We start from the raw sequence: 22,073 nt of genomic DNA, 5'->3' as shown, positions 1-22,073 counted from the left end.
CACAACTCCGATCAGGGCGCGGCTCAGGCAGAGACGAGGGTAACCCGGCCCCTGCCACTAGGCTCCGGCCGCATGGTGCACGTACTGAGCAGCCGCGTCCTGCTGCGCCCCACCGACCCCGACCGCTCCCGCGCCTTCTACGGCGAGCAGTTGGCCCTGCCCGTCTCCCGCGAGTTCGGCACGGGCCCGGACCGCGGAACCGTCTACTTCCTCGGCGGCGGCTTCCTGGAGGTCTCCGGCCGCTCCGACACCCCGCCCTCCCCCGCCGTACGGCTGTGGCTCCAGGTCGAGGACGCGAGCGCGGCACACGAGGAACTGCGGGCGAAGGGCGTCGAGATCGTCCGCCCACCGCTGAAGGAACCCTGGGGCCTGATCGAGATGTGGATCACGGACCCGGACGGGACCCGGATCGTCCTGGTGGAGGTGCCTGCGGACCATCCGCTGCGATACCGCCCGGGCATCTAGGTCTACGACGCCCAGGGCGCCCTTCCCTCGCCGGATGGCCGGGGTCGCGGGCCGGGCTTAGCGTGCTGGGAGGGGAGCTTTCTGCGGAAGGAACGCCATGAAGCTCGACAGGCCGGTGCCCGGCGGACCCTGCTGGACCGAACTCGGGACCAGTGATCTGGAGGCGGCCAAGGGGTTCTACTCGGCCGTGTTCGGCTGGCGTCCTGAGACCGATCCCAGGCCGGAGGCGGGCGGTTACACCGTCGCGCACGTCGGTGACGCCGCCGTCGCCGCGCTGACCCCGCTGTTCCAGGAGTCGCAGCCGGTGGCGTGGAACGTGTCCTTCGCGGTGCCCGACTCCGACGCGGCGGCGGAGACGGTACGGGCGGCGGGCGGGACGCTGCTGATGGAGCCCATCGACGTCTTCGACATCGGGCGCTTCGCGGTCGCCCTCGACCCGGGCGGCGCGGCGTTCCAGATGTGGCAGGCGCGGACCTTCCCGGGCGCCGGGCTGTTCAACGCGCCCGGCGCGCTGGGCTGGGTGGAGCTGCTGACCCGGGCGCCCGAACGCTCGGAGGTCTTCTACACGACGGTGTTCGGCTGGACCGTCCGCCCCTCGGAGCAGTACCCGCAGTGGGGCATCGACGGCGCCGACTTCGGCGGCATGATGACGATGGACGCGAAGTTCCCGCCGGAGGTGACTCCGCACTGGCTGCCCTACTTCTCGGTGGCCGACGTCGACGCCACCGCCGCCACGGCGTCCGGGGCGGGCGGCACGGTCCTGATGGAACCGACGTCCATCGGCGACGTGCGGCGGATCGCGGTGCTGCGGGATCCGCAGGGCGCGGTGTTCGGGGTGTACGCGGCGGGCGACGAGGAGCGCTGACCCGCCCGCGCCCCGCCCTCAGGCCAGCCGCGTCACCGTCACCGTGTCGATCACCGGTGCGTACGCGCTGCGTTGGCCGTACTGGTTCCTGGAGTGGCCGTCGTGGGCCGGGAGTTCGTCGGCCGTGAACGTGAGGGTGTTGGCGCCCTCGTCGAGAGTGACCGGGACCGAGAGGGCGTGGAAGTTGTTGAAGTGGAAGGTGGTCGGGAACAGCACGCGCCGCGGGGCACCTCCGTTGACCGCGATGTCCGCGTGACGGCAGACCGGGTCCGGGTTGTAGTGGGTGGCCGGCGCCTGCTCGCCGTTGGAGTAGCGGATGGTGAGCGCGTGCCGACCTGCCTGCTCAGCCGTCACGGTGAGCGTGAGCGCGTTTCCGAGGCCGCCGCCGATGCCGTCGACCGCCTTGCCACCCGTCGCGAACGTGTGGGCGCCGGTGACTCGCGCGCCGCCGGTCGTGGTGCCGTTCTCGGCGGGGTACGTCGAGGTGGGGAGGAGCCCGTGTGAGGGGCCTACTTGGAGGCGGTCCAGGACGAGGGTGTCCGAAGTGGCGGTGACGGTGGCCTTGTTGATGCCTGCCGCGAGGAACAGGGGAACACCAGATCGTTCAACAATCCCCACGACCTCGCCGTTGACCGTCAACTCGCCCTCCCCTGCGCCGATCCGGTCCACGGTCACGGTCGCCTCCCCGTCGTCCGCCGCGTGCACCCAGAAGGTGGCGGTGCCGCCCCGGGGCAGTACGACGGCCCCGGGACCCGAAGCGCCGCGCTGCCCGTAGTCGAGGCGCGCGCCATCGCCCAGGGCCGCGAACTCCGCGTCGTAGAGCGCGGGTGCGGTCACCTGGTCGTCGCGCAGGGCGAGGTCGAGCCGGTCGACGACCGCGTCGCCGCGCGTGACGCCGAGGTCGGGGTCCTCGGCGGCGAGGGTGATCGTGTGCGCGCCGGCGGTCAGCTCGACCCGGGTGTCGGTGTGGCCCCACACGGCCCACTTGTAGCCGAGCGGCAGCCGGAGTTCCTGCGGATCGTCGCCGTCGACGCGGAGGAAGACGTTGGTGGGACCCTGCTCGCGCACCGCGTCGGCCAGGTTGTAGGAGTTGGCGAAGACCCGCACGTCGTACGTCCCGTCCCGCGGGACCTCCACGGAGAAGACGAGCACGCCGTCGGAACCGGTGCGGAGTCCGCCCACGTGGAATCCGGTCGAGCCGGCGAACTTGTCGACGTCGGACGGGGACCCCTCGGGCCCGTTCAGGGAGTGGCCGTCACCGATGTAGGCGGCGTCCTCCGCCTGGTACGAGCACCGCCAGCCGACCGAAGGGGGCAGCAGCGCGGCGCCGTTGCCGCCCGGAGAAAGGATCACCTGGTGCGCCGACATCTCGTCCAGGTCAGTCAGACGGAGCGTCACCTTGCCGTCCACCACAGGGAGTTCGTGATCGGCGTGCCTCAACGGCTGCGCGGAGGCGCCGACTTGGCCCGTCCAGGGGATCTCCAGGAGCCGCGCGTGGACGGTCGTACCGAAGATCTCCGGGTCGACGTGCTCGAAGACGACGTCCGCCGATCCGCCCCCGCCACCGAGCAGAACCCGCGCCTGGCGCTTGGCGCGGTCGAGGGCGGCGACGCCCTGGAGCGTGTACTGGACATTGGGGCAAGGGGCGTTGACCTTGACCGTGTTGCCGGTCAACTGCCCGTAGGCGTTGAACAGCCACCACTGGCCGTTGCCCTTGTTGGCCTCCACCACCGAGTCGTTGAGGTTGCCGTCGATGTTCCAGTACGCCATGTCGGCGTCGACCTTGGACTCCTCGATCGCCGCGATCCACTGGATCATCTGGCCCGGGACCGACAAGTGGTAGTTGTGGGCGTACTCGTTGATGTTGACCGGCAGCGGGCCCATGCCCAACTCCCGTTCCAGCGCACGGTACTTGGCGACGCTCGTGCGGATCTCGTCGGGCGTGGTCAGCTCGTGCCAGGTGATGACGTCGGGCAGGACGCCCTCGGCCTTGGCGAACTCCAGGAAGCCCCTGACCTCGTCGTACAGGAGGCAGGTGTTGGGGCCGGCGATGCGGGCGCCCGGGTCGAGTTCCTTGATCAGGCGGTAAGTGTCGCGCCAAGCGGTGAAGTAGTGGTGCGGGTCGGTGCGCCAGGAGGTGCGGTCGTAGCTCCACTCCTCCGTTCCGAACATGTTGCCCTCGGGTTCGTTGAACGGGACGTACACGACATGGGACCGGTACGCGCCGAGCGTCAGCACCTGCTCCACCTGGCGGCGGATGCGTCCGGTGAAGTCGGCGAGGCGTTCGGCTCCGGTGGCGCCGGGCCATTCGTAGGGGAAGCCGCGGTAGATGTCGCTCATGTAGACGTAGACGTCCTGGCCGCCCGCCTCGACGAAGGGCCGCAGGATCTCCAGGGCGTCGGCGCCCGGGTGCTGGATGCCGTCCTGGGCCTTGGTGGCGACCGTGCGGACGTACATGCCCTCGACGGCGGCGCGGGTGGGGACGCCGTCGCCGTACAGGCCGTACAGCGTGCCGCTCGCGCCGCCGTGGAAGGGGCCCGTGTCGGTGCCGAGGTCGATGGTGAGCGTCCCGGAACCAGGCGCGGCGGAGGCTTCGGCTGCCACGGCATCCCTCCCTTGTTCGACATTCCGGACGTCAGTCGGTTTCCCGAACCGATCTGGTCGAACGTAGAGAGATCACCCGGTTCGCGTCAACGGTGCCCCGGCGCCCGCGGGGGCGGCTCAGACGCGCAGCATGCCCGTCCGGCCTTCCAGCTGGACCAGCAACTCGCCGAGCCGGGACGCGAGTTCGTCCTGCGCGGGGGTGTCGAGACCGGCGAGCACGGTCGTCTCGTAGGCCAGCTGCTCGGGCAGGATCGCGTCGACGAGGTCGCGGCCCGCGTCCGTGAGGCGGACATGGGCGACGCGCCGGTCGCGGGTGTCGCCACGCCGCTCGACCAGTCCGCGCTCGGTCAGCAGCTTGAGGCGTTTGGTGACGGCGGCGCCCGAGGAGAAGGTCTCCCGGGTCAGCTCGCTGGGCGTCAGTTCGTGCCCGGTGCGGCGGAGCGCGCCGAGCAGGTCGAACTCGGGGCGGCTGAGCCCGGCCCGGCGCAGCGGCGCGTCCTCGGCCTGCTGGAGCAGGGCGGCGCACCGGTTGATCCGGCCGATGATCTCCATCGGGCCGGTGTCGAGGTCGGGGTGCACGGCCTGCCACTGCCCGACGACGGCGGCGACGGTGTCCCCCCGGGTCGCGCTCGGAGGGGTCGGGCGGGCCGCGCCGTCCCCGTCGACCGGCCGTCCGTTCATCGCCGTCATCCCCGTACGCCCTCCGTCTTTCCGTCCGTGCGCCGATCCGCGGCCGGCCAGGAGTGCGACTCCCGGCGTCGTACCGTCGCGGCGAGCGTACGGTGTCCGGACCGCTCGGCGAACACGACCCGCTCCTGCGGCAGCGCGCGCTGCCACCACTCGCCGGACGCGGCGTCGACGGTGGCGCGGAGTTCGACCAGCGCGGCGGCGAGCGCGCGGTGCGCGGATTCCAGGGTTCCGGGCGCGGGAGCGGGCTCCGCCAGGAGCCGCGCGGCCCGCTCACGGGCCTGTTCCACGCCGGTCAGCGCCTCCTCGATACGGTCCGTCGCGCGCCGGTTGGTGACGACGGCAGCGGCGGCGAGGCCGACCAGCGCGCCGACGAGGGTGTCGACGACCCGCTCGGTGATCAGCTCACCGGGCTGCTGGGCCCGCGCGAACTCGGTGATGAGCAGCGCCATCGGGGTCACGCAGACGCTGCCGAGCCAGTAGTTGCGGCCGATCAGCGCCTCGGCGCCGAAGTTGAAGGCGAGGCAGCACAGCACGAGGGCCGCCGGGTGGGCGTGTGCGAACGGCACGACGGCGGCGAACACGAGCACGCCCGCGAGGTTGCCGACGACCCGCTGCACGCCGCGGCCCCAGGTGAGGGTGATGTTGGCCTGGTAGAGGGAGGCGGCGGTGACCAGCGCCCAGTACGGGCGGCCGACGCCGAGCGCGAGCGAGACGTACCCGGCGAGCGCGCAGCCGATCGCCGTGCGCAGCACGAGCGGGGTCAGCGGTCCGAGCCTGGTCCACAACGGCCGTGCGGGGGCGGCGAGTTCGGCGTCCACGCCGAGCAGTTCGGCCACGGCCGCGTCGTCCGCCTGCGGGACCGGACCCCTGCCGCGCAGATCGCGGGCCCAGGCACGCAGCCGCTCCGGATCGGCGTCCGCGGGCGCGGCGAGCGCGACCTCGGCACGGACGACGAGACGTTCGAGAGCGATCCGGGGCGCGGTGCGGGCGCCGGTCGCGAGGAGGGACTGCCAGGCGGCGTGGATGGCCGCCGCCGCGGCGGCACGCGCGCGTGCGTGGGCCGTGTCGTCGGTGCCGGGCGTGGCGGCGTACGTCGCGGCCGCGTTCAGCGCGTGGGCGGTGGCCCGGCGCTCGGGGCCATGGGGCCGGACGAGGGCGGGTGCCATGCCGACGAGCCAGGCCCAGGCGCCCGCCACGGCGGCCAGGGCGAGGTGGCCGGGGACCTGGCCGAGCGTCTGCGGGGCGAAGAGCGAGGCGGAGCTGATGAAGGTGAGGACGACGTTGCCGGGCGGGCCGATCCGGGTCGCGTCGCACAGTCCCTTCTGTACGGCGGCCAGGGCGGCGCCGACCGTGACGAGCACGACGGCGTCGGTGGTGAGGGACGCGGTGACCAGCGCGACGGCGAGTCCGCCGATCATGCCGAGCACCACCCAGACCAGGGCGCGGGCCCGGGCGGCGTACGGCTTGTTGTGGGCGTAGAGCGCGCACAGGGAGCCCGCCATCGTGTACATCGCGAGGTCGAGGCGACCGAGGGCCAGCAGGGTCAGGTTGGGCGGCGCGACCGAGGCGACCGCGCTGAGCGCGGGCTTGAACCAGATGTCGGAGGGTCTGCCGAGGCGCAGCACACCGGTGAGCGGAAGGCGTCGGACGCGTCGGGTGGTGGCGGGGGTCGCACTGCTCATGGCATATAAGCTTAGCAGGTGTTTTACTCGTAAAATATTCCGAACGGGCCCGTCACCGGCGCCTCGCCGACCTGCGCGCTCCCTCCAGTGCTCCCCACGTACTCCGTTGCGCTCGATTGCGCCCCGTGCGGCACGGGCATCCTGTGACCGAACATCGACGGAGAGCGATGTCCGGGGCGGAACTGCGGAACGGGGGACGCGCGTGCATGGTGGACCGGCTTCGCCCGGCTGGCTGCTGGTCGCGCTGTGCGCGGCGACCGGGGCCTACTGCCTGCTGCGGATGCGCAGCCCCGTCGAGGAGCAGCGCCGGGCCGCGGGCGGCGAGGCGCTGATGGGCTTCGGCATGGCCGCGATGGCCGTGCCCGCCGCGGTGTTCACGCCACCGTCGTGGGCGTGGCCCGTCTACGCGGGGGTGTTCGGCGCGGCGGCGCTGCGCGCCCTGTGGGGCGCACGCAGAACCCCGCACCACCTCCACCACCTCCTGGGCACCGCGGCCATGGTCTACATGGCGCTCGCGATGGCCGCCTCGCCCGCGCACCACCACGAGCACGGCGACTCCGGAGTCCCGCTCGTCACGGGCGTGTTGCTCCTCTACTTCGTGGGCTACGTGCTGCTGTCGGGCATCCGGCTGGTGCCCGTCACCGGCGCGGTCGGCGGTGCGGTCGGCGGTGCGGTCGGCGGTCGCGGGAGCGTCGGGTGGGGCGACCGCCCGGAGTTGGCACGGGCCTGCCGGCTGTCGATGGGGATCGGCATGGTCGCCATGCTGCTGACGCTCTGAGCGGGGATCGGGGCGGGGGCGTCCAAGGGGACGGGGCGGTGCGGATTCCGTTGTACGAGATCGTGGTCTGCGTCACTTTGCCGTGACAAGCCGTACCCCTGATCACCGCGGCGCTCATAGGGTGCTCCCATGATGGTCCCCGCGGCACTGTTGCTGCTCGGCGCCTTGGCCGCCGTCGTCGCCCCACGGCTGCTCGCCCGGGCCGACTGGCCGGACCACGAACCGGTGCTCGCGCTGTGGGTGTGGCAGTGCGTGGTCGCGGCCGTCCTGCTGTGCTGCGCCCTGTCGATGACGCTGAGCGCCGCCGCCGCGTGGCAGGCGGTGCGCGGCCATGTGTTCGCCAACGCCCCGCACGGGGTCGTGGACGCCTATCCCCTGGTGACGACCGGCCCCTGGGCCGCCACCACCGCGGTCGCCCTCGCGTGCGGCGGTGCGTGGACCGCGGCGATGCTGGTGCGTGAAGTCGTACGGGCCCGGGCGCGACGTCGGCAGCGACGGGCCGAACTCCTCGTGCGCGCACCGGTGTTGCCCGGCGAGGAGCCCGGTGCCGAGCCGCTGGTCATCCTGGAGGGGGAACGCCCCGACGCCTGGTGGATGGCCGGTGCCGCGCCCCAACTGGTCATCACCACGGCCGCGTTGAGACGCCTCAAGGGGCGCCAGCTGGACTCGCTGCTCGCGCACGAACAGGGGCACGCGCAGGCCCGGCACGACTGGCTGCTGCACTGCTCGGGCGCCCTCGCCAACGGATTCCCGCAGGTGCCGGTGTTCGCAGCGTTCCGGGACGAGATGCACCGGCTGGTCGAACTCGCCGCCGACGACATGGCCTCCCGCCGCTTCGGCCGCCTGACGACCGCCCTCGCACTGGTCGAACTCAACGAGGACCGCGGGGTGTTCGGCCCCTGCCCCACCCCGCACGCCCATGTGCCGCAGCGGGTCAACCGCCTGCTCACTCCCCCGGACCGGCTCACGGCCCTGCGCCGCGTAGGACTGTCCGCGACGGCGGCGCTGGTTCCCGTGGTCCCGGTCCTGGTGGCGTTCGTACCGGGGTTGCGGGCGCTCGGCTGAGGACTGACGGGGGGGCGGCCGGAGAAGAGACGGCCGAAGGGGAGATACGCGGCCAGAAGAGACCCTCGCTCTACGGCACGCCACGACACGGCTCGCTCCGCACAGCGTTCGGCTCCGCGCACCGCGCGTCGGCGAGGATCGTTCCATGCACGCCCCCACCCGCCCGACCGTCCTGCAGACCGGCGCGACCCTCGCCCTGTGCTCCGCGCTGCTCCTCACCCTGGTCGTGGTCGAGTGGCGTCCGCTGATCGACGCCGATGAGCGGATCGCCCGGACCACGCACCGGTGGGCGGTCGAGCAGCGCGGACTGACGCATACGTTCCGCATCCTGACGGACTGGGTCTGGGACCCGCTGACCCTGCGCCTGGTGTGTGCGGCCGCCATGGCGTGGCTGGTGTGGCGGCGCTCGGCATGGTGGACGGCTCTATGGCTGGCGGCCACATGTGCGCTGGGCACAGTGCTGCAACAGGCCCTGAAGGCACTGGTCGACCGACCCCGCCCGGTCTGGCCCGACCCCGTCGACTCGGCCCACTACGCCGCCTTCCCCTCGGGCCACGCCATGACCGCCACGGTGGTCTGCGGCCTTCTCCTGTGGCTGCTCCACGACTACGGCGCCGGACGCGCTGTGTGGCGTACGGCCATGGTCGCGGCCGTGATCTCCGTCGTGGGTGTGGGCCTGACCCGTGTGTGGCTCGGCGTGCACTGGCCGTCGGACGTGCTGGGCGGTTGGCTGCTGGGCGCGTTCGTGGTGACGGTGGCCGTAGGGGCGTACGAACGGCGGCGGGTGTGAGCGCGGCCGGGTGGCGGCACGGTTACGTCGGTCCGCCGGAACTGCTGGTGACGGTACGGCCGGGTGCGGAGGGCCGGGTCGTGCGGTCCGCCGGGGACCTGGACGCCTGGCTCACCGGACGGGCGCGAGCGGAGCTGGCGGAGCCCTTCACCTACGTCGTCGACCTTGACGGGCTGCTCCGGCTGGCGCCGCGCCGGAGTGAGCATGTGGCGTGCGCCGGGGGCGCGGATGTCCTGGGCGCGGGCGAGATGGGGTTCGAGCGAGCGGCGGGGGGCTGGACCATCCGGGAGGTCAGCAACCAGTCCACCGGGTACTGCCCGCGCCTCGACTCCTGGGACGCGGTGGCCCGGGCTCTCGACGGGGCCGGCGTCGGCCGCCCCGCCGGTTTCACGCACGCCGTGGTGTTCCGGCGCTGTGTGTCGTGCCGGGAGATCAACATCGTGCGCGAGGACGACTTCGTCTGCGTGTTCTGCGGCGACGATCTTCCCGGCGAGTGGAATGTGGCTGCGTAGGATCACCGCATGAATGCCGTTCTCTTCGACTTCTCCGGGACCCTCTTCCGTATCGAGTCCACCGAGTCCTGGCTGCGGGCCGTGTTGCGCGAGGCCGAAATCGCCCTGCCCGAGCGGGAGTTGACGGTGGCCGCGCGGGCGCTGGAGTCGGCGGGGGCGATGCCGGGTGGAGCCCAACCCGAGCGGCTGCCCGAGGAGTTCGCGGAGGTGTGGGCGATCCGGGACGAGAGTTCCGCGCTGCACCGGGCCGCTTACACCGGCGTCTCGCGCCAAGTCCCGCTCCCCGACCCGGCGTTGCACGACGCGCTGTACGACCGGCACATGACGCCGGCCGCGTGGACGCCGTACCCGGACACGGCGGACGTGCTGCGGACCCTGCACGAGCGCGGGATCGGCGTGGGCGTGGTCAGCAACATCGGCTGGGATCTGCGGCCGGTGTTCCGCGAGCACGGGCTCGACCCGTACGTGGACGCGTACGTCCTGTCGTACGAACACGGCATCCAGAAGCCGGACCCGCGCCTGTTCACGGTCGCCTGCAAGGCGCTCGCCGTCGATCCGAAGGACGTGCTGATGGTCGGCGACGACCGGCGGGCGGACGGCGGCGCTGCGGCCCTGGGATGCGGGGTGCACTTCGTGGACCACCGTCCGGTGACGGAGCGGCCGGACAGTCTGCGTCCGGTGCTGGAACTGGTGGGGCGAGGCCGATCCGGTCGTTCGGCGGTGTGATGCCGGGCCTCCGCAGACCCGACGCGCGGGATGGCCGAAGCTTCCTCGGACCCGAAGAAATCGTCAATTAGAAGTTGACGCTCCGACATCGTCAACTTAAGATTGACGCATGAGCCCACTCGACATCAGCCTCGCCGACCTGATCGCCCGGCTCGACGAGGAACTGCCCCATTCCAACGAACTGACGCGCATCAGCGAGGCACGGCTGCGCGCCCAGACCCTGTCCGACCTCGGTGACCAGCTCATCGACCACTACGTCAGCCAGGCCAAGCAGGCCGGGGCGTCGTGGACCGAGATCGGCGACGCCATCGGGGTGTCCAAGCAGGCCGCCCAACAACGCCACGCACCCGCCGCGTTCGAGCGGTTCACCAACCTGAACCGGCACGGCATCGTGCTGGCCCAGGAAGCCGCCCGCACCCACAAGCACGACTCCATCGGCACCGAACACCTCCTGCTCGGCCTCCTCGGCGAACCGCGGGGGCTGGCCTACGAGGTGCTGGTCGCGAAGACCGGATCCGAACAGCGCGTCCGTGACGCGATCGAGGCGGCGTTGCCGCCGGCCGGGCCGAAGGCACTGCGCGGTCACATCGCGTTCCACGCGGATTCCAAGGAGGCCGTTGGGCAGGCCCGCCGCGCGGCGGCCGACCTCGGCCACGACTGGGTCGGCACCGAGCACATGCTGCTGGGCCTGATCCGCGTCGAGGAGAGCCCGGCGGCGCGCATCCTGAGCGAACTCGGCTTCACACAGGACGAGTTGCGCGAGACGGTGAAGACCGCGATCGCCGAGCGGCTCATCACACGCGACGGGCGGTAAGCGCCGCAGGAGCCGCGGAAACCCGCTGAAGCCGCAGCCACCGCCAGGACAAGCGGCGGCGAACGGCGAGGACGAACGGCGCCGAACCGACCGGTGCCCGCGCAGAGCCGGCCTGCGCGGCCATCCCGCCCGTCAGCTCACCCGTCGCCCCGCCCGTCAGCCCACGCGCCGCCCCCTGTCACCTCAGCCCTGATACCCCTCCACCTCGGACTCCGGCCGCACCCGCGCCTCGTCCGGGTTCTCCCCGAACTCCGCCTTCGCGCGGCGCTGCCTCAACAGGTCCCAGCACTGGTCGAGTTCGCGCTCCAGTTGCCCGAGTCGCTCGTGTTCCGTCGCGCTGTCGATGGCGCCGGAGGCGACGGCCTCCCGGAGCTTGCGCTCGTCGTCGACCATCTCGTTGATGCGCGCGAAGATCTGCTGGTCTTGCCCCATGCCCGTGCTCCTTCTCGGCTCGACACCCGTGCCCACTTTAGGGATGGATCACGTGCCGTGCGACAGGTGTGCGAGAAGGGGGCGCCGAACGCCGATTCAAAAGTCGCCCAAGGAAACCATTGGGGAGAAAAGGAGCCGCCCGCCTGAGACGATCCCCCGCGTCGCCCCAGACGGACGGCAGCATGCGCCAGGCCCCCTCGACGGGAGACCCGGACGGTCCTGAGTATAGTTGGCTGATAGCCAGTCAACGCAGGAGTTACAGCATGTCCCCGCGAAGCGCATCGGTCAATGAAGAGTTGCGACGGCGTTCCCGGGAGCGACTCCTCCAGGCGGCCGTGGAACTGGTCGGCGAGCGCGGCTACGAGGCCACGACCTTGGGAGACATCGCCGACCGGGCCGGTTCGGCGCGCGGTCTGGTGTCGTACTACTTCCCCGGAAAACGCCAACTCGTCCAGTCCGCCGTACACCGTCTGATGCACCGCACACTCGAAGAGGCCCTGGAGCGCGAGCCCCGGACCGACGACGGGCAGGAGCGGATGGCCCGGGCGATCGACGCGATCCTGGGTCTGGCGCACGACCGGCCGGTGCTGATGCGCCAGCACATGGCGGGCCTCCTCCAGGGCGAGGGCTTCGTGCAGTGCCCGGAGCAACGGCGCCTGTCCGAGCTGCTCGGAGAGACCATCGCGCGCTACGGCTCGGGCAACGTCCGCTCCGACTACCCGATGCTGCGCGCCCTGCTCATGGGCGCGGTCTACTCGGCGCTCGTGCCGGGGGTCCCCATGGCGATCCCGGTCCTCCGCACCGAGTTGTTCGACCGGTACGGACTGGACTGGGAGTTGGGGATCCCGCCGGAACCCGGAGCCCGGCCCGCGACGGCCGACACGGACCTGTCCCGCTTCTTCGCGACGGACGACAGGTCCGCGTCCGCGCAGACGTCGGAGGGCTCGGCCGACGACCGCCCGACCGAGCCCTCCGACGTCTGACCGCCTGTTCAGCGCCGAGCCCTCCGACGTCTGACCGCCTTGTTCAGCGCCGAGCCCTGCGACGTCCGACTGCCCTGTTCAGCGCCGAGCGTGACGAGGTGTCAGGAACCCGGCGTCCCGCGCCTGCGAGATGAGCCGGAGCGACCGGCGCCGGCTGTGCCCGGTCGCGCACATCACCGCGAGGACGGGATCGGCGCCCTCCTCCTGTGCGGCCCGGTACTCCTGGGCGATCAGCCAGCGCCCTTCGATGCCCCGCGGCCAGGCGGGCCGGGCCCGGCGCGCTCCGCCGGGCTCCTCGCCCGCCTCGCCCTCCGGCTCCAGGCCGCACGCCTCGAAGAGCGGTGCCTCGATCCAGTCGGCCAGCATGGTCAAGTCGTCGAGGGACAGGGCTGGTTGGGCCCGTACGTCCTCGACGGAGACGTTCTGCTCGCACACGACGGCGAGCGCGTCGACCCGGGCGCCGTCGGGAAAGGCCAGCCGGACGTGGAACCAGGACGTGGCGCCGTCATGCTCCTGCACTTCCCACGCGGGCCACACGGACACCGCACCATCCGTCGGACAACGATCAGAAAGATTAAGAAAGGATGCTTCTAGCACACACGCAACGTAACCGCATGATCACATTCCATACAAACGGACACGCGCGCCCACCCGGTACGGGTCCGTACCGCACCCTGTCAGCGGAGCACCGGTGGTGCGATCCTGGACGTGTCAGTGGTCTGGCGAGTCAGCGATCTCCTGTGTGCCTGACGGGTGAGGAGTTCCGCCGTGCTGCGTGTCGCCGTCGTCGGCTCCGGTCCGAGCGGGGTCTACACCGCCCAGAGTCTGGTCCAGTCGGAACCCGGGGCACTGGTCGACGTCCTGGACCGACTGCCGTGCCCCTACGGCCTGGTGCGCTACGGCGTGGCACCGGACCACGAGAAGATCAAGTCGCTGCAGAACAATCTGCGGGCGGTCCTGGAGCACGAGCGGGTGCGGTTCCTCGGCGGGGTGCTCGTGGGCCCCGGCGGGCTGTCGGCCACCCGGCTGCGGGAGTTGTACGACGCCGTCGTCTACTGCGTGGGCGCCGCCACCGACCGCCAACTGGGCATTCCTGGTGAGGAGTTGCCGGGCAGCTGGTCGGCGACCGAGTTCGTGTCCTGGTACAGCGCCCACCCGGACGCCACCGCCGCCGGTTTCGTGCGCGGCGCGCGCTCGGCCGTGGTGATCGGCGTGGGCAATGTCGCCGTGGACGTGACGCGGATACTGGCGCGCGGCGCGGCCGAGCTGAGCCGTACCGACATACCGCAGGCCGCGCTCACCGCGCTGGCCGCGAGCGGGATCACGGACGTCCACATGGTGGGCCGGCGCGGCCCCTCGCAGGCCCGTTTCACGACGAAGGAGCTACGTGAGCTGGGTGGCCTCCCGGGCACCGAAGTGACCGTGGATCCGGCCGAGTTGGCGCTCGACCCGGACTGTCTCGACCCCGCCGCGCTGCCCGCCGTCCGGCGTCGCAACGTGGAGGAACTCCGCAACTGGGCCGCGCTCCCTCCCCAGGGCGCCCCACGCCGTATCCACCTCCGGTTCTACCTCCGCCCCGTCGAACTCCTCGCCGACGCGGGCCGCGTGGGCGCCGTACGCTTCGAACGCACCGCGCCGGACGGCCAGGGAGGAGTGCGGGGCACGGGTCAACTGATCGACATCGAGGCGCAGTTGGTGCTGCGCTCGGTGGGCTATCGCGGAGTCCCACTGGACGGGCTGCCCTTCGACGCCGAGCGCGGCACGGTGCCGCACCGGGCGGGCCGGGTCGTACGCGAGGGGCGGATCGTGCCCGGTGAGTACGTGGCCGGCTGGATCAAGCGGGGTCCGACCGGCGTCATCGGCACCAACCGCCCGGACGCCAAGGAGACGGTGACGTCCCTGCTCGCCGACGCCTCCATGCTCATACCGAAGGAGCCGTCCGACGATCCGCTCACCGTGCTGCGCGCCCAGGGGTTCGAGCCGGTCGAGTGGGGCGGGTGGGAGGCCATCGAGCGGGCCGAGGCGGAGTTGGGGGTCTCGCTCGGGCGGGGTGGTGTGGTGAAACTGCCGGACTGGGACGCCCTGCTGGCGGCGGTGCGCGAGGCGCGCGCCTAGGGGTGTGTGGGGCGCACACACAGCAGCTGGGCAAGACACACGGCGGCAACAACCCAGAAATCAACAAACTGTTCAAGGCGCTTACGGTCTCGAACTGTTCGCATGTTTCCCTTTCCCTCCGCCGCCCAGGAGTGTCCATGGCCACGACCACACCCGTGCATCCCGTCGACGAGGTCCCACCCGTACGGCAACTGGCCGCTTTCGGGCTTCAGCACGTGCTCGCGATGTACGCGGGCGCGGTGGCGGTGCCGCTGATCGTGGGCGGGGCGATGAAGCTGTCGGCCGCCGACCTGGCGTATCTGATCACCGCCGACCTGCTGGTGTGCGGGATAGCCACGCTCATCCAGTGCATAGGTTTCTGGCGGTTCGGCGTACGGCTGCCGATCATGCAGGGCTGCACGTTCGCCGCGGTGTCCCCGATGGTGCTGATCGGCACGACGGGCGGCGGACTGCCCGCGATCTACGGCTCGGTGATCATCGCGGGGCTCGCGATCGCGTTGCTGGCCCCCGTCTTCGGCAGGCTGCTGCGCTTCTTCCCGCCGCTGGTCACCGGCACGGTGATCCTGATCATCGGCCTGTCGCTGCTTCCCGCGGCGGGCAACTGGGCGGCCGGCGGGCAGAGTGCGAAGGACTTCGGCGAGCCCAAGAACATCGCTCTCGCCGCGTTCGTTCTCGCGGTCGTCCTCGGTGTGCAGCGCTTCGCGCCCGCGTTCCTCAGCCGGATCGCGGTGCTGATCGGCATGGCGGTGGGACTGGTGGCCGCGGTGGTGTTCGGGTTCACCGACTTCAGCGGGGTCGGGGACGCCGACTGGGTCGGCATCAGCACGCCGTTCCACTTCGGTACGCCCACCTTCCACGCGTCGGCGATCGTGTCGATGCTGGTGGTGGCGCTGGTGACGATGACGGAGACGACCGGTGACCTGATCGCGGTGGGCGAGATGACCGACCGCAAGATCGAGCCGCGTTCCCTCGCCGACGGGCTCCGCGCCGACGGCCTCTCCACCGTCCTCGGCGGGATCTTCAACACCTTCCCGTACACGGCGTACGCGCAGAACGTCGGCCTCGTCGGCATGACCCGCGTCCGCAGCCGCTGGGTCGTCGCCGTCGCCGGTGGCATCCTCGTCGTCCTCGGTCTGCTGCCCAAGCTCGGCGCGGTCGTCGCGGCGATCCCGGCGCCGGTGCTCGGCGGCGCGGGGCTGGTCATGTTCGGCACGGTCGCCGCGAGCGGTCTGCGGACGCTGACCCAGGTCGACTTCAAGGACAACCACAACCTCACCGTCGTCGCCGTCTCGGTGGCCGTGGGGGTGCTCCCGGTCGGGGTGCCGACGATCTACGCGCAGTTCCCCGACTGGTTCCAGACGGTGATGAACAGCGGCATCAGCGCGGGCTGCCTGACAGCGATCGTGCTGAACCTGCTCTTCAACCACCTTCCCGCGAAGGGCAGTTCACCGGTCACCGCGCCTGCCCCCGCCGTGCAGGAACCGGCCGCCTAACGCAGCAGTCCGGCGGGGACCGTCGCGGCCAGCACGCCGTACCCCGCCGGATTGAGATGCAGCCAGTCGCCGACCTGAAGGTCTGGGAGCAGTCGGCGTGGGTCGGCGGGGTCACGCACGGCCCGGTCGAAGTCGAGCACCGCGTCGAAGCAACCGGCCCCGCGGATCCAGGAGTTGACCGCCCGGCGGGAGGACTCGCGTTCCCCTGCCGAGTCGTCGTAGGTGTTGCCGCCGAACGGAAGCAGGGTCGCGCCGAAGACGCGGATACCCTGCGCGTGGGCGCGGACGACGATCTGGCCGTAGGCCGCCAACAGGTCCTCGGTGACCTGGTGTTGGGCGGCGGGGGTCGCGTCGGCGGTGCCGATGTCGTTGACGCCCTCGAAGACGATGAGGCGGGTGACCCCGCTGCGCGAGAGGACGTCACGGTCGAGCCGGGCCAGGACATTGGGCCCGAGCCCGTCGTTGAGGACGCGGTTGCCGCCCGCGGCCTGGTTCAGGATCGCCACGGACGCGGTGGCGGGGTGGGCGCGGAGGCGGTCGTAGAGCTGGTCGGGCCAGCGGTCGTTGGCGTTGGTCGTGGACCCCCGCCCGTCGGTGAGCGAGTCGCCCAGGATCGCTACGGCCGTGGTGGCGCGCGGCGCCAGGACCTCCACGTCGCTCAGCAGATACCAGTGGTCGACCGGGGTCGCCCCGGGCAGCAGGTCCTGGGCCTCGGCGTGGTCGCCGGCGCGGAGGTACGACGTGGTGCGCGAGCCCGGGTGCGAGGTGAGCGCGAGCGAGGGTTGGCCCGTCGCCAGATAGGTCGTCACGGTGACGACGGACGCGGGGCGCAGGTCCAAGTCCACTGGGTCGGAGACGAGTTGGGCGCCTACGGGGACGGTCGCCGATCGGCGTCCGGCGAAGGTGACCGGTCTGCCGCTGCCCGGCACGATCGCGCTCGCCCCCGCCTTGCCGCCCTGCGGGAGGGCCAGCGTCACGGCGGTGAGCGGGAGCGGGGTGTTGCCGTAGGCGTTGGAGAAGCGCAGGCGGAGTCGCCGACCGCCGGTGGTGACGCGGAGTGTCTGGCGCAGGGTGGTGTCGGCGAGGACCGAGGCGGTTCCGGTGAACGGCGCGGGCGGCAGGTTGGCGGGCTCGGTGAGCTGGGGCATCGCCGTCCAGGTGTTCACCCAGTGCGTGCCGGTGGCCGCCGAACTCCCCTCGGCGCGTGCGGGGTTGGTGGCGACCAGCGCGGACAGTGCCGTGGTGGTCGTGGCGACGATCGCGGTCCGTCTGGTGGGCTGCACGGAACCTGCCTTCCGCTGGGGGGAGTCGGGGGCGGGGTGCGCGCCGGGGCGGCGGGCGCGCACCCGGATGGGGTCAACCGACCGTGCAGGCCGTCCCGTTGAGCGTGTAGGCCGTGGGCGCGGCGCTGTTGCCGGTGTGGTTCGCCTGGTAGCCGATGGTCACGCTCGCGTTCGGCGCGATGGTGCCGTCGTACGAGGCGTTGGTCGCCGTCACCGCGCCGGAGACCGGTGCGTAGGTCGCGCCCCAGCCGTTGGTGACCGTCTGTCCGGTGGGCAGGGTGAAGCCCAACTGCCATCCGTTGACGGGACTTGAGCCGGTGTTGGTGATGGTCACGGAGGCCGTGAGGCCGGTGTTCCAGGCGCTGGTGGTGACGGTCACCTTGCAGGGTCCTGTCGTGGGCGGGGGCGTGGTGCCGCCCCCGGTCAGGCCGAAGAAGGTGAGGACGCGGGCACCCATGCCGTAGGTGTAGAGGTTGTGGCCGGCGCCCTGGAGGCTGATCGCCTCGACGGGGGCCTGGTCACCGGTGGCGCCGTAGCGGGTGCGGGTCCAGCCGGTGGCCGGGGAGTCGGTGGCGGCCGGGGTCTGGCCGACGCCCAGCACGTTGGTCCACTGCTTGATCTCCTCGCCGAAGTTGGGGTAGCGCAGGGTGTCGTCGGCGGTGCCGTGCCACAGCTGCATACGGGGGCGCGGGCCGGTGTAGCCGGGGTCGGCTCCCCGGACCAAGTCGCCCCACTGCTGCGGGGTTTGGATGACGGTGCCATTGGCGCAGGCGGTGTTCCACTCGGAGCCGTCGGTGGTGGCGAAGCAGCCGAACGGTACGCCTGCGAAGGCGGCTCCGGCCGCGAACACGTCGGGGTAGTCACCGAGGAGGACGTTCGTCATCATCGCGCCGGAGGAGATGCCCAGGGCGTAGACGCGGGAGGTGTCGGCCGCGTAGGCGCTGGTCACCCAGTCGACCATCGACTTGATGCCGACCGGGTCGCTGCCGCCGTTCCGGCGCAGGGCCTGCGGCGAGGAGACGTCGAAGCACTTGCTGGCGCGGGTGACCGACGGGTAGACGACGATGAAGCCCAACTGGTCGGCCAGGGAGGCGTATTCGGTGCCGGAGTACATCGCCGGGCCCGATCCCCCGCAGTAGTGCACGGCCACGACGATCGCCGGGTGCGCGGTGACGGCGGCCGGGACGTACACGTACATCTGGAGGTTGCTGGGGTTGGCGCCGAAGCCGGTGACCTCGGTGAGGGTGGCGGCGGGGACGGCCTCGGTGCGGGCGGTGGCCGGGGGTGCCATGAGGGTCAGGGCCGCGAGTAACGGCACCAGCGCTCCGAAGAGGGCGACGAGTACCGAACGCGGCGGTTTTCTCGAGGACTTGAGGGTGTCGGCGGCTGTGGGGCGCACGTCATCGTCCCTTCCTGATCGCGGCTCGTGCGGCATCTTTCGGGGAGAACAATCGGCATCGTGGCATGGACATGAGTGCCATGGAAGCGCTCCCACGCTTCGAATAGTTTCTGCACAAGCGTTGACTAGAAAGCGCTTGCACCCTACGTTCCGTTCAGAAGTGTGACCGCGCGGTCTCTTCATGGCGTACATCGTTCACGTACACGATCACCCCATTCCCCCCGGAAGGGACGCACCCGCATGCGTACTCGTAGATCAGCTCTGACGGCGATCGCTCTCGCCGCGACGGCTGTGCTCGTACTCCCCCACTCGGCATCGGCCGCCGACGCGTCGCCGGTCGGTTTCGGTGCCGGGACGACCGGTGGCGGCAGTGCCTCGGCGGTCACGGTGTCGACGCTGGCCACGTTCAAGTCGGCAGTCACCGGCAGCAGTTCGAAGGTGGTGAAGGTCAACGGGCTGATCTCGCTGAGCGGTCAGGTCGACGTCGGGTCCAACACGACGGTCCTGGGCGTCGGTTCGGCGTCCGGGTTCACCGGCGGCGGGCTGCGCCTGAAGAACGTGACGAACGTCGTGGTCCGTAACCTCAACATCAGCAAGTCGGTCGCGCCCGCCGACGGCATCACCGTGCAGGCCTCGACGAAGGTGTGGATCGACCACAACGCCTTCTCGTCCGACCTCGACCACGGCAAGGACTACTACGACGGCCTGGTCGACATCAGCCACGCCGCCGACTACGTCACCGTCTCCTGGAACACCTTCAAGAACCACTACAAGGGCTCGCTCGTCGGCCACAGCGACAACAACGCGAGCGAGGACACCGGGCATCTGCGGGTGACGTACCACCACAACTGGTTCGACCAGGTCAACTCCCGTATCCCCAGCCTGCGTTTCGGCACCGGGCACTTCTACGACAACTACGTCGTCGGCGCCGAGACAGCCGTGCACTCGCGCATGGGCGCCCAGATGTTCGTCCAGAACAACGTGTTCCGTGACACGGAGGTCGCCGTCACGACGAACCGGGACAGTGACGTGGACGGCTACGCCAACCTCAGCGGAAACGACCTCGGTGGAGCCGCCACCGAGATCTCGCAGGTGGGCACGTTCACCAGCCCGCCGTACAGCTACACCGCCGAGCCCGCCTCGACCGTCGTCGCCTCGGTGACCGCGGGCGCGGGCACCGGAAAGCTCTGACCACTCCCCCACTTCGGAGAAGGAATCGGGACATGACTTCTTCCATCCGGCCCCGCGCGCTCACCGGCGCGGTGGCCACCTTCGGACTCACGGTTGGCATGATCATGGCATCCGGGGCGCTGTCCCCGGCCAGCGCCGCCACCTGGCCCACCGCGAGCGGCAGCCAGGCGGTCACCAAGACGATCTCGGTCTCGGGCACCAAGGACTACGGGATGCTGCGGCTGTACGGCAGCGGTGACCTGGGCACGGGCAGCCAGGACGAGGACCAGGGCCCCATCCTGGAGCTGGCCCCCGGCGCGGTCGTCAAGAACGTCATCATCGGCTCGCCGGCCGCCGACGGCATCCACTGCCTGGGCAGCTGCACGCTGCAGAACGTCTGGTGGGAGGACGTCGGCGAGGACGCGGCGACTTTCCTCGGCCCCTCGTCGTCGAACGTGTACACCGTGAACGGCGGCGGCGCGAAGGAGGCCAGCGACAAGGTCTTCCAGTTCAACGGCGCCGGAACCCTCAACGTCTCCAACTTCGCGGCGCAGACCTTCGGTACGTTCGTCCGCTCCTGCGGCAACTGCAAGACGCAGTACAAGCGCACGATCAACCTCAACACCATCGAGGCGACCTACAAGGGCAGCCGGATCGTCGGCATCAACACCAACTACGGCGACAGCGCGACCCTGAAGGCGATCACGATCGTCGGGGACACCAGCAAGAAGATGATCCCCTGCCAGAAGTACATCGGAAACAACACGGGCGCCGAGCCGACGACCAACGGCACGGGCGCAGACGGCACCTACTGCAAGTACGCGTCCTCGGACATCACCTACAAGTGACGCCCGCAGGGTGAAGGCGGCCGTACGGAGCACCCCCGCACGACGCTCCGTACGGCCGCTCCGACTTGAAGCCGCGCCTGCCGAAGCCGGGACACTCAGCAGACCGACCACGCCACCCGGGGAAGGAAGTGGGAAAGGTCGTCCATCGCTTCTCGCGGCACGAACACCGGCCGGGTGAGCAGATGATCCCCCGCTCGCTGGACGTCGATCGCGGCACCGAGGGGATCCGGCTCACCAGCGGCATGCCGCCCGTGAGGACCTGGGCCCGCGCAACGCGTCGACGACAACGCCGGCCAGGCGTTCCTTCCGGTAGTACAGCTTCAGGCCGAACTCCTGGTACCTGCCATCCACAACCGTGGGAACGGCGTCGCCCGCGGAACGCCGCAGAGTCTGCCGCTGGGAATCCGTCGTGACGCCGCTCAGCGCCCCCGACAGCTCACCAGGGTTCATGCCGAAACGCAGCGGCCCCACGCCCACGAAAGGATCCAGCGTCCACTGCTGCCGCTCGTCTTCCGGCAGCACATCCCACCAAGTGAACATGGCACCCGGCCCTAGGCCTGGTTCCCCAGCACGGTCGCGATCAGTTCCCGTCGGTGGCGGGTGTACGCGGTGCGCAGGGCGGGGGCCGGCCAGTCGGTGGGGAGGAGTTCGGGGGGTAGGACCGGGTCGGCGAGCAGGTGGCGTACGGCGGCGGCCAGGACGGTGAAGCGGTCGGAGGGGTGGGCAGCGGTGGCGGTGATTCGGTCGAGCAGGGCCTCGGCCGTTTTCGCCCAGGCGTCGAGTGGCCAGAGGGTTGTGGCCAGTTGGCGGGCGGGTTCCTCGGGGCGGGTGGTGAAGTGCCGGGCGACCTCGCCGAGTTCGTGCGGTCGGGGTCGTAGGAGATTGGCAGGGCGGAGCCAGACTCCCTCACGGAGTTCCGCGAGGCGGAGGGCGGTCAACTCGGCGCGCAGTACGGCGCGTTCGGCGGGGACGCGGCCGGTCGCCGTCACGACGGTCATCTCCCAGTCGCCGTCCCAGGGGCGGGTCTCGGGGTGCACGGCGGCGTCCTGGCGGCGCTGGCGGTCCAGGAGGCGATCGCTCAGGCGGTAGACCGCGTCCGTGCTCCGCAGGTCACCGGCGGCCACCATCCGGCTGAGCGCGGCGCGGAGGGTGGAGCCGGCCACGCCGAGCGGTTCGACGGCGCGCAGCAGGTCCCGTACGGGCAGCTCGGGCGGATGTGTGCCCAGCAGCAGGCTGAGGACGACCGACCGGGCGGACAGCGGGCGCAGGTCCACCTCGCCGGTCCCTTCTGACACGTTCATCCGCATGGCCTCGTACTCTACGGCGCGATTCTCGTGTTACATCATTGATGCGACCGCA

General features: G+C 71.1%; 22 protein-coding genes. 13 read left to right on the top strand and 9 right to left on the bottom strand.

Features of this window, described 5'->3' with window-relative positions; translation table 11 throughout:
* Positions 1–72: 72 nt before the first annotated feature.
* The gene (locus OHT77_RS38820) at positions 73–465 is read left to right on the top strand and encodes a VOC family protein (RefSeq protein WP_328833026.1); all 393 of its coding nucleotides are present in this window, start codon (positions 73–75) and stop codon (positions 463–465) included.
* 97 nt (positions 466–562) lie between these two features.
* Complete coding sequence (locus OHT77_RS38815; RefSeq protein WP_328833025.1) at positions 563–1,330, top strand: VOC family protein; 768 nt, start codon at positions 563–565, stop codon at positions 1,328–1,330.
* Between the two features lie 18 nt (positions 1,331–1,348).
* Here OHT77_RS38815 and OHT77_RS38810 read toward each other — a convergent pair whose 3' ends face one another.
* The 3 genes from OHT77_RS38810 to OHT77_RS38800 all read right to left on the bottom strand — a co-directional run bounded on the left by OHT77_RS38810 (position 1,349) and on the right by OHT77_RS38800 (position 6,306).
* The gene (locus OHT77_RS38810; RefSeq protein ID WP_328833024.1) at positions 1,349–3,934 is read right to left on the bottom strand and encodes a cellulosome protein; all 2,586 of its coding nucleotides are present in this window, start codon (positions 3,932–3,934) and stop codon (positions 1,349–1,351) included.
* Between the two features lie 117 nt (positions 3,935–4,051).
* A complete protein-coding gene (locus OHT77_RS38805; RefSeq protein WP_390918410.1) occupies positions 4,052–4,624 on the bottom strand; it encodes a MarR family winged helix-turn-helix transcriptional regulator in 573 nt (190 codons plus the stop codon).
* On the bottom strand, positions 4,621–6,306 hold the full coding sequence (locus OHT77_RS38800; RefSeq protein WP_328833023.1) for an FUSC family protein: 1,686 nt from the start codon (positions 6,304–6,306) through the stop codon (positions 4,621–4,623). The genes OHT77_RS38805 and OHT77_RS38800 overlap by 4 nt, the downstream gene beginning before the upstream one ends.
* 202 nt (positions 6,307–6,508) lie before the next feature.
* Here OHT77_RS38800 and OHT77_RS38795 point away from each other — a divergent pair, with 202 nt between their 5' ends.
* The 6 genes from OHT77_RS38795 to OHT77_RS38770 all read left to right on the top strand — a co-directional run bounded on the left by OHT77_RS38795 (position 6,509) and on the right by OHT77_RS38770 (position 10,991).
* Positions 6,509–7,084, top strand: coding sequence for a DUF5134 domain-containing protein (locus OHT77_RS38795; RefSeq protein ID WP_328833022.1), 576 nt, complete (start codon positions 6,509–6,511; stop codon positions 7,082–7,084).
* A 129-nt stretch (positions 7,085–7,213) separates the two neighbouring features.
* A complete protein-coding gene (locus OHT77_RS38790) occupies positions 7,214–8,149 on the top strand; it encodes a M56 family metallopeptidase (RefSeq protein ID WP_328833021.1) in 936 nt (311 codons plus the stop codon).
* Between the two features lie 145 nt (positions 8,150–8,294).
* A complete protein-coding gene (locus OHT77_RS38785; RefSeq protein WP_328833020.1) occupies positions 8,295–8,939 on the top strand; it encodes a phosphatase PAP2 family protein in 645 nt (214 codons plus the stop codon).
* Positions 8,936–9,451, top strand: coding sequence for a hypothetical protein (locus OHT77_RS38780; RefSeq protein ID WP_328833019.1), 516 nt, complete (start codon positions 8,936–8,938; stop codon positions 9,449–9,451). The genes OHT77_RS38785 and OHT77_RS38780 overlap by 4 nt, the downstream gene beginning before the upstream one ends.
* 9 nt (positions 9,452–9,460) lie before the next feature.
* A complete protein-coding gene (locus OHT77_RS38775) occupies positions 9,461–10,177 on the top strand; it encodes an HAD family hydrolase (protein ID WP_328833018.1) in 717 nt (238 codons plus the stop codon).
* Between the two features lie 109 nt (positions 10,178–10,286).
* The gene (locus OHT77_RS38770; RefSeq protein WP_328833017.1) at positions 10,287–10,991 is read left to right on the top strand and encodes a Clp protease N-terminal domain-containing protein; all 705 of its coding nucleotides are present in this window, start codon (positions 10,287–10,289) and stop codon (positions 10,989–10,991) included.
* A gap of 183 nt (positions 10,992–11,174) precedes the next feature.
* On the opposite strand, the gene OHT77_RS38765 is transcribed toward OHT77_RS38770, so the two are convergent.
* Positions 11,175–11,423 (bottom strand): DUF2630 family protein, encoded by a 249-nt coding sequence (locus OHT77_RS38765; protein ID WP_328833016.1) that lies wholly within the window; start codon positions 11,421–11,423, stop codon positions 11,175–11,177.
* A gap of 263 nt (positions 11,424–11,686) precedes the next feature.
* On the opposite strand from OHT77_RS38765, the gene OHT77_RS38760 reads away from it, so the two are divergent.
* Complete coding sequence (locus OHT77_RS38760; RefSeq protein WP_328833015.1) at positions 11,687–12,406, top strand: TetR/AcrR family transcriptional regulator; 720 nt, start codon at positions 11,687–11,689, stop codon at positions 12,404–12,406.
* A gap of 78 nt (positions 12,407–12,484) precedes the next feature.
* Here OHT77_RS38760 and OHT77_RS38755 read toward each other — a convergent pair whose 3' ends face one another.
* The gene (locus tag OHT77_RS38755; RefSeq protein ID WP_328833014.1) at positions 12,485–12,949 is read right to left on the bottom strand and encodes a DUF6214 family protein; all 465 of its coding nucleotides are present in this window, start codon (positions 12,947–12,949) and stop codon (positions 12,485–12,487) included.
* Between the two features lie 225 nt (positions 12,950–13,174).
* On the opposite strand from OHT77_RS38755, the gene OHT77_RS38750 reads away from it, so the two are divergent.
* Together OHT77_RS38750 and OHT77_RS38745 are read left to right on the top strand one after the other, a co-directional pair.
* Complete coding sequence (locus OHT77_RS38750; RefSeq protein ID WP_328833013.1) at positions 13,175–14,521, top strand: FAD-dependent oxidoreductase; 1,347 nt, start codon at positions 13,175–13,177, stop codon at positions 14,519–14,521.
* Positions 14,522–14,658: 137 nt separating this feature from the next.
* Positions 14,659–16,014: a nucleobase:cation symporter-2 family protein gene (locus tag OHT77_RS38745; protein ID WP_328833012.1), complete on the top strand. Its 1,356-nt coding sequence runs from the start codon at positions 14,659–14,661 to the stop codon at positions 16,012–16,014.
* Here OHT77_RS38745 and OHT77_RS38740 read toward each other — a convergent pair.
* Both OHT77_RS38740 and OHT77_RS38735 read right to left on the bottom strand, forming a co-directional pair.
* Positions 16,011–17,297, bottom strand: a complete 1,287-nt coding sequence (locus tag OHT77_RS38740) for an SGNH/GDSL hydrolase family protein (protein ID WP_328833011.1) — start codon at positions 17,295–17,297, stop codon at positions 16,011–16,013. The two genes, OHT77_RS38745 and OHT77_RS38740, sit on opposite strands and share 4 nt — an antisense overlap.
* A 73-nt stretch (positions 17,298–17,370) precedes the next feature.
* Positions 17,371–18,696, bottom strand: a complete 1,326-nt coding sequence (locus tag OHT77_RS38735; RefSeq protein WP_328833010.1) for an extracellular catalytic domain type 1 short-chain-length polyhydroxyalkanoate depolymerase — start codon at positions 18,694–18,696, stop codon at positions 17,371–17,373.
* Between the two features lie 240 nt (positions 18,697–18,936).
* On the opposite strand from OHT77_RS38735, the gene OHT77_RS38730 reads away from it, so the two are divergent.
* Positions 18,937–19,887: a pectate lyase family protein gene (locus OHT77_RS38730; protein WP_328833009.1), complete on the top strand. Its 951-nt coding sequence runs from the start codon at positions 18,937–18,939 to the stop codon at positions 19,885–19,887.
* 32 nt (positions 19,888–19,919) lie between these two features.
* Complete coding sequence (locus OHT77_RS38725) at positions 19,920–20,714, top strand: pectate lyase (RefSeq protein WP_328833008.1); 795 nt, start codon at positions 19,920–19,922, stop codon at positions 20,712–20,714.
* Between the two features lie 231 nt (positions 20,715–20,945).
* Here OHT77_RS38725 and OHT77_RS38720 read toward each other — a convergent pair whose 3' ends face one another.
* Together OHT77_RS38720 and OHT77_RS38715 are read right to left on the bottom strand one after the other, a co-directional pair.
* Positions 20,946–21,254, bottom strand: coding sequence for a hypothetical protein (locus OHT77_RS38720; protein WP_328833007.1), 309 nt, complete (start codon positions 21,252–21,254; stop codon positions 20,946–20,948).
* Between the two features lie 11 nt (positions 21,255–21,265).
* Entirely contained in the window at positions 21,266–22,021 is a 756-nt protein-coding gene (locus OHT77_RS38715; RefSeq protein ID WP_328833006.1) for a PaaX family transcriptional regulator C-terminal domain-containing protein, read from the bottom strand.
* Between the last annotated feature and the right edge of the window lie 52 nt (positions 22,022–22,073).

Origin of the sequence: Streptomyces sp. NBC_00252 (assembly GCF_036187565.1) — a bacterium.
In the GTDB taxonomy this organism is placed as follows: domain Bacteria; phylum Actinomycetota; class Actinomycetes; order Streptomycetales; family Streptomycetaceae; genus Streptomyces.
Note: the sequence above shows the minus strand (reverse complement) of the source record. Positions and strands in the feature narration are given on the sequence as shown.